Source organism: Enterobacter sp. E20 (genome assembly GCF_000801755.2).
Classification (GTDB): Bacteria; Pseudomonadota; Gammaproteobacteria; order Enterobacterales; family Enterobacteriaceae; genus Enterobacter; species Enterobacter asburiae_B.
The window spans coordinates 2996844-3009424 of record NZ_CP012999.1; the positions used below are offsets into that span (position 1 = coordinate 2996844).

At 51.8% G+C, this 12581-nt stretch carries 14 protein-coding genes and 1 pseudogene; 6 read left to right on the plus strand and 9 right to left on the minus strand.

Annotated features, from left to right (window positions below; all coding sequences use genetic code 11):
- Positions 1-75: 75 nt before the first annotated feature.
- Positions 76-144 (plus strand): annotated as a pseudogene (locus NI40_RS24505) (hypothetical protein); the annotation flags it as partial.
- 25 nt (positions 145-169) lie between these two features.
- Positions 170-394 (plus strand): DUF2594 family protein, encoded by a 225-nt coding sequence (locus NI40_RS14005; RefSeq protein WP_008500345.1) that lies wholly within the window; start codon positions 170-172, stop codon positions 392-394.
- A gap of 66 nt (positions 395-460) precedes the next feature.
- On the opposite strand, the gene sdiA is transcribed toward NI40_RS14005, so the two are convergent.
- The 9 genes from sdiA to NI40_RS14050 form a co-directional block, all read right to left on the minus strand.
- Entirely contained in the window at positions 461-1183 is a 723-nt protein-coding gene (sdiA, locus tag NI40_RS14010) for a transcriptional regulator SdiA (RefSeq protein WP_039263777.1), read from the minus strand.
- Between the two features lie 221 nt (positions 1184-1404).
- Positions 1405-2157, minus strand: a complete 753-nt coding sequence (tcyN, locus tag NI40_RS14015; protein WP_039263778.1) for an L-cystine ABC transporter ATP-binding protein TcyN — start codon at positions 2155-2157, stop codon at positions 1405-1407.
- Positions 2154-2822 carry a cystine ABC transporter permease gene (gene tcyL / locus NI40_RS14020; protein ID WP_014884380.1) on the minus strand — a complete coding sequence of 223 codons (669 nt, stop codon included), beginning with the start codon at positions 2820-2822 and terminating at the stop codon, positions 2154-2156. Before tcyL ends, tcyN begins: the two co-directional genes overlap by 4 nt.
- A 21-nt stretch (positions 2823-2843) precedes the next feature.
- Positions 2844-3830 carry a D-cysteine desulfhydrase gene (gene dcyD, locus NI40_RS14025; protein WP_033145893.1) on the minus strand — a complete coding sequence of 329 codons (987 nt, stop codon included), beginning with the start codon at positions 3828-3830 and terminating at the stop codon, positions 2844-2846.
- 107 nt (positions 3831-3937) lie between these two features.
- Positions 3938-4738 carry a cystine ABC transporter substrate-binding protein gene (gene tcyJ / locus NI40_RS14030; RefSeq protein ID WP_023336163.1) on the minus strand — a complete coding sequence of 267 codons (801 nt, stop codon included), beginning with the start codon at positions 4736-4738 and terminating at the stop codon, positions 3938-3940.
- Between the two features lie 86 nt (positions 4739-4824).
- The gene (fliZ, locus tag NI40_RS14035; protein ID WP_008500339.1) at positions 4825-5376 is read right to left on the minus strand and encodes a flagella biosynthesis regulatory protein FliZ; all 552 of its coding nucleotides are present in this window, start codon (positions 5374-5376) and stop codon (positions 4825-4827) included.
- A gap of 54 nt (positions 5377-5430) precedes the next feature.
- Positions 5431-6150, minus strand: a complete 720-nt coding sequence (locus tag NI40_RS14040; RefSeq protein WP_039263779.1) for an RNA polymerase sigma factor FliA — start codon at positions 6148-6150, stop codon at positions 5431-5433.
- Positions 6151-6279: 129 nt separating this feature from the next.
- Positions 6280-7485 carry a flagellin lysine-N-methylase gene (gene fliB / locus NI40_RS14045; protein WP_039263780.1) on the minus strand — a complete coding sequence of 402 codons (1206 nt, stop codon included), beginning with the start codon at positions 7483-7485 and terminating at the stop codon, positions 6280-6282.
- Positions 7486-7547: 62 nt separating this feature from the next.
- The gene (locus NI40_RS14050; RefSeq protein ID WP_033145896.1) at positions 7548-8372 is read right to left on the minus strand and encodes a flagellin N-terminal helical domain-containing protein; all 825 of its coding nucleotides are present in this window, start codon (positions 8370-8372) and stop codon (positions 7548-7550) included.
- Positions 8373-8773: 401 nt separating this feature from the next.
- Here NI40_RS14050 and fliD point away from each other — a divergent pair, with 401 nt between their 5' ends.
- The 4 genes from fliD to amyA are packed head-to-tail and all read left to right on the plus strand — an operon-like array spanning position 8774 to position 12543.
- Entirely contained in the window at positions 8774-10198 is a 1425-nt protein-coding gene (gene fliD / locus NI40_RS14055; protein WP_033145897.1) for a flagellar filament capping protein FliD, read from the plus strand.
- 21 nt (positions 10199-10219) lie between these two features.
- Positions 10220-10624 carry a flagellar export chaperone FliS gene (gene fliS, locus NI40_RS14060; RefSeq protein ID WP_033145898.1) on the plus strand — a complete coding sequence of 135 codons (405 nt, stop codon included), beginning with the start codon at positions 10220-10222 and terminating at the stop codon, positions 10622-10624.
- A gap of 5 nt (positions 10625-10629) precedes the next feature.
- The gene (gene fliT, locus NI40_RS14065) at positions 10630-11004 is read left to right on the plus strand and encodes a flagella biosynthesis regulatory protein FliT (protein ID WP_033145899.1); all 375 of its coding nucleotides are present in this window, start codon (positions 10630-10632) and stop codon (positions 11002-11004) included.
- A 51-nt stretch (positions 11005-11055) separates the two neighbouring features.
- Positions 11056-12543 (plus strand): alpha-amylase, encoded by a 1488-nt coding sequence (gene amyA, locus NI40_RS14070; protein ID WP_039263834.1) that lies wholly within the window; start codon positions 11056-11058, stop codon positions 12541-12543.
- Positions 12544-12581 lie beyond the last annotated feature (38 nt).

Sequence of the window (12581 nt, forward strand, 5' to 3'; positions counted from 1 at the left end):
TAGCCTTTCACGACGGTTCAGTTTACCGGTACGTTCTGTTTACGCAATTAAACATCCACGTAAAAGTACAAAAAACAACCGCTGCATTTTTTGCTTCAGCTTGTGGTATACTCCGCCGCCTTGACTTTCGTCGTCGCGCTTTAGCGCCGTTAAATAATGAGGAAAATAAATGAGCACACCTGAATTTGCCACTGCGGAGAATAACCAGGAACTGGCACAGGAAGTAAACTGCCTGAAAGCACTGCTGACGCTGATGCTGCAGGCGATGGGCCAGGCGGATGCCGGTCGTGTGATCATTAAAATGGAAAAACAAATCGCGGAGATGGAAGACCAGGCTGAATCTGCGGTATTTGCTAACACCGTTAAGCAAATCAAACAAGCCTACCGCCAGTAACAAAAAACGGCTGGATGCAGTGCATTCAGCCGTTTGCTCGTCTGTCACGCAGAACGTATCATCCCGTCAGATCAGTCCCGTTGCCGCCGCGTAGCACGCAATCTGGGTTTTGTTAGGCGCGTTGAATTTCTTCTGCATATTTTTCTGATGGAAGTTAACGGTATTCTCTGAGATAGAGAGAATGATCGCTATTTCCGCTGATGTCTTCCCTTCCGCAGTCCATTTCAGAATTTCGCGCTCGCGTTTGCTGAATTTCATTTCAGGTGGCATGACCATCTCATCTTCAAAACGCACCAGAGAAGTTAAGGCCATTTGCACCAGCATTTGCAGCCGCAGTTCTATTTCCTCACGGGCAAACGGCCCTTCCAGTACACTAGTACGGGAAACAGACAGGAAGCCGAGCGCATGATTAGGCAACATCAGACACTGCGTTATTCCCTCGCGTAAACCGTGGTCCTGCGCGCTGTGCCATAATTCCTGCGCGTCAGCGAATAATGCGTCTGACCAGGGTAAATGACCCTGAATGAAATTCTCCGGTTTTAAGACGGGATCAATAGCGAAATAGTTCGCGGATTGATATTGCGCCATCCACTGCTTTGGGTAAGTGGTATGCACAGAGATCTTAGGCCTGGTAAACGGCACGGGATGGCGCACGCAGAGCGAGTAACAATCGAATTCAAGCGTCTGAGTTTGTCGCTGTAATTCCTGATATACCTCGTCGACACAGGTCAATTCCTGAAACCGGAGGGAGCAATCCCGTCGCCAGGTGAAAAAGTCTGAATCCTTCATACTTACTAAATGAAGCCTCTGAAAAGATAATCATTATTATGGTGAATATAACCTAACACATAAAACTTTTTTCTAACTACAAAATATCGGCATTAGCACAATTAACTTTACTATTGATAAGGTTTATCCGGGCCGGATGGAATAAAAAAACAAACGACTGCCCCCGAAGGGAGAATAATTTGCTCCAGCCTAAATTTCTGGAGCAAATTAGTGCAAAAATGCTACTGCATCAGGAATTTTTCAAGGAACTGACGGGTTCGCGGCTGCTGAGGATTAGCGAACAGGCTTTTCGCCGGCCCCTGCTCCACAATCCGCCCCAGATCCATGAAGATGGCTCTGTCAGCCACATCGCGTGCAAAGCTCATTTCATGCGTCACGATCACCATCGTCCGTTTTTCCTGCGCCAGCTGGCGAATGGTGTTCAGCACCTCACCCACCAGTTCCGGATCGAGCGCAGAGGTCGGTTCATCAAAAAGGATCACGTCAGGGCGCATAGCCAGCGCGCGCGCTATCGCCACGCGCTGCTGTTGCCCGCCCGACAGACGGCGCGGATAGCTGGTCTCTTTCCCCGCGAGCCCGACTTTAGCGAGCAGTTCGCGCGCGCGCGCCGTCGCGTCCTCTTTCGATTCACCTTTTACAATGACCGGTCCTTCAATAATGTTCTCCAGCACCGTACGGTGCGGGAAGAGATTAAAGCTCTGGAAAACGAAGCCGACATGCTGGCGCAGGCGGCGAATTAACCCTTTCTGCTGGCTAATGGATTTCCCGGTATCAATTGTTATCTCCCCTACCCGAATAGTGCCGCCTTCCGGCTGTTCAAGCAGGTTAATACTGCGCAGCAGCGTCGTTTTTCCCGAACCGCTTGGTCCGATAATCGCCACCACTTCACCCTGCTCGACTTCAAGATCGATCCCGTGGAGCACCGTTTGACCGTGGAATTTTTTCAACAGGTTTTTGACGTCGATAGCACTCATTTTGGATCACGCTCCTGGCGGTTAAGCTGGTTTTCGAAGTAGTTTTGCAGAGCAGACAGCACCGTCGCCATCACCCAGTAAATCAGCGAGGCGGCCAGATACATGGTAAAGACTTCAAGCGTGCGCGAAGTAATGAGCTGCGCCTGACGGAACAGTTCCGGTACCTGAATCGTTGCCGCCAGGGACGTATCTTTCACCAGGCTAATGAAGCTGTTGCTGAGCGGTGGAAGCGCCACGCGCGCCGCCTGCGGCAGAATGGCCCGACGCAGCGTCTGCCATGGCGTCATCCCGATACTGGCCGCCGCCTCCCACTGCCCTTTGTCAATGGAGGAGATCGCCGCTCGCAGGGTTTCTGACGTGTACGCCGCGGTATTGAGCGACAGACCAATCATCGCTGCGGGGATCGGATCCAGCTCGATACCAAACTGCGGCAAGCCGTAGTAGATCATAAAGAGCTGGGCGATAAGCGGCGTGCCGCGAAATACGGAGATATAAAAGCGCGCCAGCCAGCGTACCGGCAGGATGGGTGACATGCGCATTAATGCCAGCACAAATCCCAGCACCAGCCCGAAGAACATCCCGCCGATACTGAGCTGTAACGTAAATACCGCACCTTTCAGCAGATACGGCAGAGAATCAATAACCAGTTGAATACTTTCTTGCATTATTATTTTTCGACCTGATTTTTAGACGTGAGGATGATAGGCAAACAGCGCAGGCGCCCCGCCGGTATGGACAAATAAAATCGGCCCTTCATCCTTAAAGCGTTTCTGCGCAATGCCGTCAATCAGTCCGGCCATCGCTTTGCCGGTATAGACCGGATCGAGCAGTATCCCCTCGAGGCGCGCCAGCAGCTTCACCGCCTCCATGCCCTCTTCGTTAGGCGTGCCGTAACCTGGCGCAAAATAGTCGTCCCAGAGCAGAATATCGGCCCTGGCCTTCAGCTCCAGCTGCGCGGCTACCGCCTGCTGTAAAGTGACCACTTTCGGCTTCTGCTCCGCGACGCTGCGCGACACCGTCACGCCAATCAGCTCGACGTCCGGCAGCAGTTGTTCCAGCCCCACCGCCAGCCCGGCATGCGTGCCCGCACTGCCGGACGCGACAACCACGGAGGAGAGGCTCACCGCGCCCTCGCACTGCTGCGCGATTTCCAGCGCACTCTCCACATACCCCAGCGCGCCCAGCGCGTTCGAACCGCCGACGGGGACAACGTAGGGGCGGAACCCCTGCGCTTCCAGACGCGTCGCCAGCTCGTCGAGCTGGGCGGTCGGGTCGGTCAACGCATCCACCATTTCGACCTGCACGTTAAACAGGTCCAGCAGCAGGCGGTTACCGTTGGTAAGATAGTTTTCTGCCCGCGTGCCAATCGGGTTTTCCAGCAATGCCACGCAGTGGAGCCCGAGCTTTGCCGCCACTGCCGCCGTCTGACGAACGTGGTTGGACTGGATAGCTCCGGCGGTAATGAGCGTATCCGCGCCTTCGCGCAGTGCGTCAGCCGCCAGAAACTCCAGCTTGCGCAGCTTATTGCCCCCCATCGCCATCGGCGTCACGTCGTCACGCTTAATAAAAATATCGCGCCCTAAATAATCAGAAAATCGCGGCAGATACTCCAGCGGCGTCGGCGCGCCGATGAACTCCAGGCGGGGAAAGCGCGTTAAATTCTGTAGTGACATGTGTTCTCCGGTAACTCTGACAAAATGTGATATTTTTCATTATGCACGCAGACGCGAAAGAAATAAAAAAGGCGCTTTTAAAAGCGCCTTTTTTTTACGTCAAAGACTTATTTGGTGACGTCTGCACCGAACCACTTCTCGGAGAGCGCTTTCAGGCTGCCGTCTTTTTGCATGTCAGCAATCGCGGAGTCAATCGCTTTGACCAGGTCTTCGTTACCTTTACGAACGGCAACGCCTGATTCCTGACGAGAGAACGCATCACCCGCTACCGCCAGGGTATTGTTGGTTTTCTTCACCAGATCCAGCGCTGCCAGGCGGTCAACCAGAATGGCGTCGATACGGCCCACGCGCAGATCCTGGTATTTCGTCGGGTCATCATCATAGGTGCGGATATCCACGCCCTGCACGTTCTGGCGCAGCCACTCTTCGTAGTTGGTACCCAGACCGACACCGACTTTCTTCCCTTTCAGGTCCGCGGCAGTTTTAATTCCGCCTTCGTTGCCTTTCTTCACCAGCGCCTGAATACCGGACACGGTGTACGGCGTAGAGAAGTCATATTTCTTCTTACGCTCGTCAGAAATGGTCACCTGATTAATCACCACATCAATACGTTTGGAATCCAGCGACGCCAGCATACCGTCCCATTTGGTCGGTTTCAGTGACGCTTTAACGCCGAGGTGCTTCGCCAGCTCTTCAGCAAACTCCACTTCAAAACCGGTCAGCTTACCGTCATCGCCCTGGAAGCTGAACGGAGGATAGGTTCCTTCCAGCCCGACCAGCAGCGTACCGCGCTCTTTTACTTTATTCAGCAGGTTTTCTGCGGCGAACGTTTTCACGCTCATACCCGCAACCAGCGCAACGGCCATAACACCCATCAGCGCCTGACGACCCAGAAGTGCAAATTTCATAAATACCCCGATATAGTGGAATTTTTACGTAGTGTAGAGAAATCGCCTGCAACGTCAAAGGCGACTGCGCTACATCTTATTCTTTTTTAATATATATCAGAAGTTGTTCCGGCGTGGGCTTTCTGCTTTATGGCACCCGGCATTTGTACCTTGTATTGCGCATACTTGCGCAGCGCAATTCGGTAGTTGTTGGTGCTGGTCGCAGGCAGCCACGGCTCCAGATTTTCATCCAGATAACCGGTTTTCAGCAGATCGCGAGAAATATTGTTTACGGTCAGATGTTGCCCAAGGCGGCGCAGGCGAACGACATATTCGCGAACGGTACCGTGGCTCATCTCCGTTTGTTCAAACAGGAACTGCTTGAAGCCGATAATATCGAAGAAGTCGCTTTGCTCTTTGCAGTGGAGATCCCCACAGAAACGGCAAAGCGCCACCCACTCTTTTTGCTCTTCGAGCCATGCTGCTTCGTCCATCAACGTGTCGAGACGCGAAATCGCAATCTTATTGACGATTTCGCCCCGGCGAACCAGCGTGATACGATCGAGTAACTTGTTACAGTGGGCGCAATGCGTCTGGCTGTGTTTAAAGTCTTTCAGGTAGCGGCTTAAAGGCCGTCTTTTAGATTGCTGCACCGTCATGATAACTCCTGGTTGTCAATACGTTGTGCGGCATTTTTAAGGTGAATCAATCACCTATAACTTACCCAGCTTGGTTCGTAAGCGTTTAATGGCCTGGCTGTGCAGCTGGCTCACCCGCGACTCTCCCACCTCCAGAACAGCGCCAATCTCTTTGAGGTTAAGCTCTTCCTGGTAATAAAGGGTCAATACCAGCTGTTCGCGTTCAGGCAGAGCTTCAATAGCCTCCATGACGCGCTGGCGTAAATTCCCTTCCATTAAATGGTGTAACGGGTTTTCATGCTGGTGCTCGTCCGTCACCAGCTCGATGCTATCGCCATGCTCTTCGCGCCACTCGTCATAAGAGAAGAGTTGGCTATTATTGGTATCGAGCAACATCTGACGATACTCTTCAACAGCAATGCCAAGACGTTCCGCCACTTCGGTTTCCGTTGCGTTACGTCCCAGTTCCTGTTCCAGCTGCCCCATCGCATGCGCCACTTCGCGCGCGTTGCGGCGAACACTGCGCGGCACCCAGTCGCGGCTGCGCAGCTCGTCCAGCATCGCACCACGAATACGCTGAACTGCGTAAGTCGTAAATGCCGTTCCTTGCAGAGCGTCGTATCGGTCAACTGCATTCAATAACCCGATACCGCCCGCCTGTAGCAGATCGTCGAGTTCCACGCTCGCCGGCAAGCGCACCTGGAGGCGCAATGCTTCGTGACGCACCAGCGGGACATAACGCTGCCACAGCGAGTGTTTATCCATTACACCTTCAGCGGTATAGAGTGAATTCACGATAAACAGCCCTGCGTTAGTTGAGTTATCGGCATGATTATCCGATTCTGCAGGGCGTTCAATTGGATGAAAAAGGGGGATAAAGTGAGGTTATTCTGAGGTTGCCCACAACAGGGGCAACTTTTCTGCCTAAATTAACAGTTGTAACAATGAAAGATCGTCGCCCAGTTTGACGCTATCTATATGTTGATGAAAGAGCTTTCCCGCTTCCTGATTATGCTGGCTAAGGGAGTGGAAGCTGTAAATAACATCAATAATATTATCTTGTTCAATTTTCCCCGCCACGATCGCCTGACCGGCAAGTAACGTTTTAAGGAAATAGAACTCCGCAACGATTAAATAAAGGTTATTCAACATGCTGCGGCCATTGTTCTGCGGGAAGCCCTGCTCCCAGAGTTTGTATTTAAAAAAGTTCTTGAATAAATGGTCATGTGTCGCCAGGTAACTGCCCGCCACATCGCGCCAGACGGACTCGATGTTCTCCATGACCTTCTCTGCCGGCACGGTGTCACCCACAGACTCAAATTGTTGATAAAGCTGAGTAAAATAACGGTTTAATACCGCACCGCCGCGGGCTGTCACTTTCTTCGTGAAGTAGCTCTGGATGAGCGAAATTAACGCGAATTTCAGGCTGTAGTTCTGATTAAATCCGCCTAATTCCGTTTTGATTTTACCGCTCATCAGTTCGTTAACCAGCGAGAAATAGACCGTTTCGAGCGTGCCAATATTCTCTTCCAGGTTATCGAGCTTTTCCGCCACCATGAGGAATTTCACCACGGCGTAAACCTGTTCTTCAACGCTGACGCCCTCAACGCTGAAAATATTCTGGCAGAAGAGATTGATGACCTTTGCCTTCAAATCAATCATCGGCGCATTATTGACGTCCTGCTGAACAATGACAGATTCCATCAACGACATAGACTCCCGATCGTTCAACAGAAGTCGGGTCACTTCCGGACACGAGAGGTTCAGCGATTTTTCGATTTCATTTTTATAGACCCGGTTTGTCCGCGGAAACGACGTACAGGTTGGGCTTAAGGCCTGGATGCCCATGGCGCTATGAACAGAACAGAGTTTTTCCGTATCCATAAACGGGCAGTTTTTACTTTCCGTATGGAAAATCACTTCACCCCAGTGGTCATAGTTTTTTTTGGTGACTTTTATCGCCGTTTTCGCCGTCTGACGAATAGCAGCATTTTTACTGTTCAGATAGCGATTAACGGAGGATTTATCAAACGCGATGGTCCAGCCCTGACAACAATGTTCACGGCATTCCCCACCGACACATGAAAAATCTGCGACCAGCTTTGGTTGAGTGACACTGATTTGTTTCACAGGCGGATTCTCAAATAGCAGAGATAAAAAAACCCCGCCGAAGCGGGGTTTCACGCGTAAAATTAACGCAGCAGAGACAGAACGGTCTGTGGAACCTGGTTTGCCTGAGACAGAACAGAAGTACCAGCCTGCTGCAGGATCTGCGCGCGGGACATATTGGAAACTTCAGTTGCGTAGTCAGCGTCCTGGATACGGGACTGAGCAGCAGACAGGTTAGTTGAGGTGTTGTTCAGGTTGTTGATTGCAGAAGTGAAACGGTTCTGCACAGCACCCAGGCCAGAACGTGCTTTATCAACTTTAGCGATAGCTGCGTCGATGGTGCCCAGGTCGGTAGCGGTCATAGTTTTCAGGTCGATAGCAGCAACACCCAGAGTCGTGGTGTCAGCTTTTGCACCGCTCAGGTCCAGATCGATGGTGTCGCCGTCGTTCACGCCAACCTGAATTTTAACCACACCAGCAGTACCTGCAGTGCCGTCCAGCAGTTTGATGCCGTTGAAATCAGTTTTGCCCGCAACGCGGTTGATTTCATTCAGACGCGCGGTAACTTCATCCTGCAGAGAGGCCAGGTCAGAGGTGCTGTTGGTGCCGTTGCTTGCCTGAACAGCCAGTTCACGAACGCGCTGCAAGTTGTTGTTGATTTCGTTCAGAGAACCTTCAGCAGTCTGCGCCATGGAGATACCGTCGTTGGCGTTACGCGCAGCCTGGTTCATGCCTTTAATCTGAGCGGTCATGCGGTTTGCAATCGCCTGGCCAGCAGCATCGTCTTTCGCGCTGTTAATACGCAGACCGGAGGACAGACGCTCGATAGCAGTGCCCAGAGAAGACTGAGATTTGTTCAGGTTGTTCTGAGTGGTCAGGGACAACAGGTTAGTATTGATAACTGCCATAATTTTGTTTCCTTCAAAAATTGGGTTTTAGGTCCGGTGCCTAACACTCACAGCGTCTCTCACCGTCAACAAGGTTATCGACGGGTCCCCAAAAGACTTTAGAATCAATTTTGAAAAAATTGCAAAACATTGATTTTTAATCATTTTATTTTTAAAAAATCAATTAAGGTCCATCAGAGCGTTATTATTTATGCTTTTTTAACGCGCAAAGAGATGACAAAAAAGGCACACACTTATTCGTGTTTTCAATACACGGATAATGACCCTAAAGTGCAATCCTTTCATTTACCCCGCCAGGACGTGCCTATTCTTTGGATTATTTTTTTCTCACCATCGTAAACTTTTACGTTGAGAGGCCGATAAGAGTCCTGAACTACTTTCGTATTTTAAGGAAAATATGCATGGCTACTATCAGTAACCTCGGGATAGGTTCTGCAGGACTCGGGGATTTATATAATCAGTTGGATGCAGCAGAAAGAACCAAGCTGACGACGATTACTTCCCAGCAATCAACGTATAACGCACAGTTAAGCGCTTACGGCAAACTGCAGAGCGCCATGACATCGCTGCAGACTGCGACCGCTGCGCTGGGTAAAGCAACCACCTGGAACTCAACGTCCGTTAGCAGCACCAACACGGCCTTTACCGCCACGACAACGGCTGACGCGTCCGTGGGTTCCTTTGTTGTCAACGTCAACCAGGTTGCAAAGGCGCAGGCACTGACTACCGGCTCCTATGCAAACAACACGGATCTGCTGGGCGATACGACAGGTACGACGCGTAAAATCACCATCACCCAGCCGGGCACGAAAACGCCTTTAGAGGTCACCCTGGCGGATGGCGATACGTCTCTGGCCGGGATTGCGAGCGCCATTAATAAAGCGAACGGCAACGTCACCGCCAGCGTCATTAAAGCGAAAGACGGTGATTACCGCCTGATGCTGTCATCTAAAACCACCGGTACGGATGGTGAAATGACGATCAGCGTCACTGGCGACGATAAGCTGCAAAACGCAATTGGTTACAACTCAACCACAAAAACGGGCGCACTGACGGTTAACACCGGAGCTCAAAACGCAATTGTGGTAGTGAACAGCATTTCGATTGAGCGCCAGACGAATACCATTACCGATGCCCTGCCTGGCGTGACTTTCTCGCTGAAAGCAGAAAGCAAGGCAGATGAAACATTGGAGGTGACTCGCGCAACGGATGCGAACCAGAAGGCGATCACCGACTGGGTCACGGCGTATAACTCGCTGCAGTCCACCATTAACAGCCTGACGAAGTATGTTCCGGTTGATGCAGGCGCCGGCAGCCAGTCAGCCAGCAACGGGGCACTTGTTGGTGATGCAAACGTGCGCGGGATCCAGTCTCAGCTGCGCGGCCTGCTGACCGAAGTGCAGAGCGGCTCGGTACAGATCATGGCCCAACTGGGAATTACCCAGGACCCGGTAAAAGGTTCTGACGGTACCGTCGGTAACCTGAAAGTCGATACCGATAAGCTGAAAAAAGCGCTGACCGAGAACCCGAACGCCGTACAGCAGTATTTTGTCGGTGACGGCAAGAAAACCGGTATGGCCACTCAGATGAACAACACGCTGACCACCATGCTCAGCACCAGTACCGGCAGCGCCGGGGTGATCCAGAACGCGAAAGACGGGATCAACAAAACGCTAAAAACTCTGGGTGAGCGTTACGATGCTATGGAAGCCACTATTGATGCCACCATGGCGCGTTACAAAACCCAGTTCACCAGTCTGGACGTATTAGTCACCAAAATGACCAATACAGCCAACTACCTGACCCAACAGTTCTCACAAAAATAGTCGTAGCCTTCAGGAGTGGATATGTATAAGACCTCTGGTGTTCAATCCTATCAGCAGATAGGAGTCGAAAGCGCAGTCATGAATGCCAGTCCACACCAGCTGATTGTCATGTTGTTCGACGGGGCGCATAGCGCCCTTGTTCGCGCGCGTTTGTTCATGGAAGCCGGACAAATTCGTGAGAAAGGCGAAGCGTTAACGAAAGCCATCAATATCATCGACAACGGTTTAAAAGCAGGACTGAACATGGAGGTTGAGAGCGAGTTGTCCGGTAATCTTGCCTCCTTGTACGAATATATGGTTCGACGTTTGTTGCTGGCGAATGTCAGTAACGACGTAGACGCAATTGTTGAAGTCGAGGGTTTATTAAACAACATTGCGGATGCGTGGAAGCAAATCGGCCCCAATGCGTCCTCTATTTCAGGATAATTTTGATGAATAATCCCAGCGCAGCGCTTAGCCACTGGCAGGCGTTACATGCTCAGAGCATTGCTATGCTAAATCTCGCACATTCTGGTCAATGGGATGCGCTTATCGAGCAGGAAATGCATTATGTTCAACTGGTGGAAAAGATATCTCAAACGCCCATCATGTCATGCCCTCCTGCTCAGGTTGAGCAAGCGCGTGCGCTGCTGGAAATGATCCTTGAAAATGAGAATGCGCTAAAGGCACTGCTGAAAGTCCGGATGGACGAACTGCGTAATCTGATTGATCAAACCGGCAAACAGCAATCCATCACGTCTACCTATGGAAAGCTGTCAGGGAATATTCTTTATCCAGAAAGTTTGACCCGCGACACACAACTATGATTTCTTCATCCATACTCCAGAAGTCTGCCAATGGCTTCTGGAGCAAGGATGATGAAAAACCCCACCCTGTTACAATGTTTTCACTGGTACTACCCTGCTGGCGGTGAATTGTGGCGTGAGGTCACGGCGTTAGCTCCCAATCTTAACGAAATCGGCATCAACATGATCTGGCTGCCGCCCGCCTGTAAAGGGGCATCCGGCGGGTATTCTGTCGGCTATGACACCTATGACCTGTTCGATCTTGGCGAGTTTGACCAGAAAGGCAGTATCGCCACGAAATACGGCGACAAGGCGCAGCTGCTGGAGGCTATTGATGCCCTTAAAAGCAACGACATTGCCGTTCTGCTGGACGTGGTGGTCAACCACAAAATGGGCGCCGATGAAAAAGAGCCCGTGCGCGTTCAGCGCGTGAACGAACAGGACCGCACGCAAATCGATGACGAGGTCATTGAATGCGAAGCCTGGACTCGCTACACCTTCCCAGCCCGGGCCGGGCAGTACTCACAGTTTATCTGGGACTACAAATGCTTCAGCGGCGTCGACCACATTGAAAACCCCGATGAAGACGGCATCTTTAAAATCGTCAACGACTATACCGGCGAAGGCTGGAACGATCAGGTTGATGATGAGATGGGCAACTTCGATTACCTGATGGGCGAAAATATCGACTTTCGCAATCACGCCGTGACCGAGGAGATCAAATACTGGGCCCGCTGGGTCATGGAACAGACGCGCTGCGACGGTTTTCGTCTGGACGCCGTCAAGCATATTCCCGCCTGGTTTTACAAGGAGTGGATTGAGCACGTCCAGGAAGTCGCCGACCAGCCGCTGTTTATCGTGGCGGAATACTGGTCCCATGAAGTGGATAAACTTCAGGCCTATATCGACCAGGTCGAAGGCAAAACCATGCTGTTTGATGCCCCTCTGCAGATGAAATTCCACGAGGCGTCACGTCAGGGCCGGGATTACGACATGAGCCAAATCTTCACCGGTACCCTGGTGGAAGCCGATCCGTTCCATGCGGTCACCCTCGTCGCGAACCATGACACCCAGCCTTTGCAGGCGCTTGAAGCACCGGTCGAAGCCTGGTTTAAACCGCTGGCGTACGCGCTGATCCTGCTGCGGGAAAATGGCGTGCCGAGCGTCTTTTATCCGGATCTCTTCGGCGCCAGCTATGACGACGCGGGAGGCGACGGTGAAACGTACCATATTGATATGCCGGTCATTGAGCAGCTTCACGAGCTGATCCTCGCGCGCCAGCGTTTTGCCCACGGCGTGCAAACGCTGTTTTTCGACCATCCAAACTGCATCGCCTTCAGCCGCAGCGGTACTGAAGACGATCCCGGCTGCGTGGTGGTGATGTCGAACGGGGATGATGGTGAAAAAGTGATTTGTCTTGGGGAAAACTACGGCAACAAAACGTGGCGGGATTTTCTCGGCAATCGCGAAGAAACCATCACCACGGCGGCGGATGGCGAAGGGACGTTTACCTGTAATGGGGGAAGCGTCAGCGTTTGGGTGATAGAGGATGCGTTGTAGAACGGGAAACGTGGGGCCTGATGCCCTCACCCCGTCCC

Bases quoted from the DNA above. Each gene is read 5' to 3' on its own strand.
- fliZ (WP_008500339.1), bottom strand. From the start codon at position 5,376: ATGACGGTGCAGCAATCTAAAAGACGGCCTTTAAGCCGCTACCTGAAA.
- fliT (WP_033145899.1), top strand. From the start codon at position 10,630: ATGAATAATCCCAGCGCAGCGCTTAGCCACTGGCAGGCGTTACATGCT.
- tcyL (WP_014884380.1), bottom strand. From the start codon at position 2,822: ATGCAAGAAAGTATTCAACTGGTTATTGATTCTCTGCCGTATCTGCTG.
- tcyJ (WP_023336163.1), bottom strand. From the start codon at position 4,738: ATGAAATTTGCACTTCTGGGTCGTCAGGCGCTGATGGGTGTTATGGCC.
- sdiA (WP_039263777.1), bottom strand. From the start codon at position 1,183: ATGAAGGATTCAGACTTTTTCACCTGGCGACGGGATTGCTCCCTCCGG.
- NI40_RS14005 (WP_008500345.1), top strand. From the start codon at position 170: ATGAGCACACCTGAATTTGCCACTGCGGAGAATAACCAGGAACTGGCA.
- fliD (WP_033145897.1), top strand. From the start codon at position 8,774: ATGGCTACTATCAGTAACCTCGGGATAGGTTCTGCAGGACTCGGGGAT.
- amyA (WP_039263834.1), top strand. From the start codon at position 11,056: ATGAAAAACCCCACCCTGTTACAATGTTTTCACTGGTACTACCCTGCT.
- tcyN (WP_039263778.1), bottom strand. From the start codon at position 2,157: ATGAGTGCTATCGACGTCAAAAACCTGTTGAAAAAATTCCACGGTCAA.
- fliS (WP_033145898.1), top strand. From the start codon at position 10,220: ATGTATAAGACCTCTGGTGTTCAATCCTATCAGCAGATAGGAGTCGAA.
- dcyD (WP_033145893.1), bottom strand. From the start codon at position 3,830: ATGTCACTACAGAATTTAACGCGCTTTCCCCGCCTGGAGTTCATCGGC.
- NI40_RS14050 (WP_033145896.1), bottom strand. From the start codon at position 8,372: ATGGCAGTTATCAATACTAACCTGTTGTCCCTGACCACTCAGAACAAC.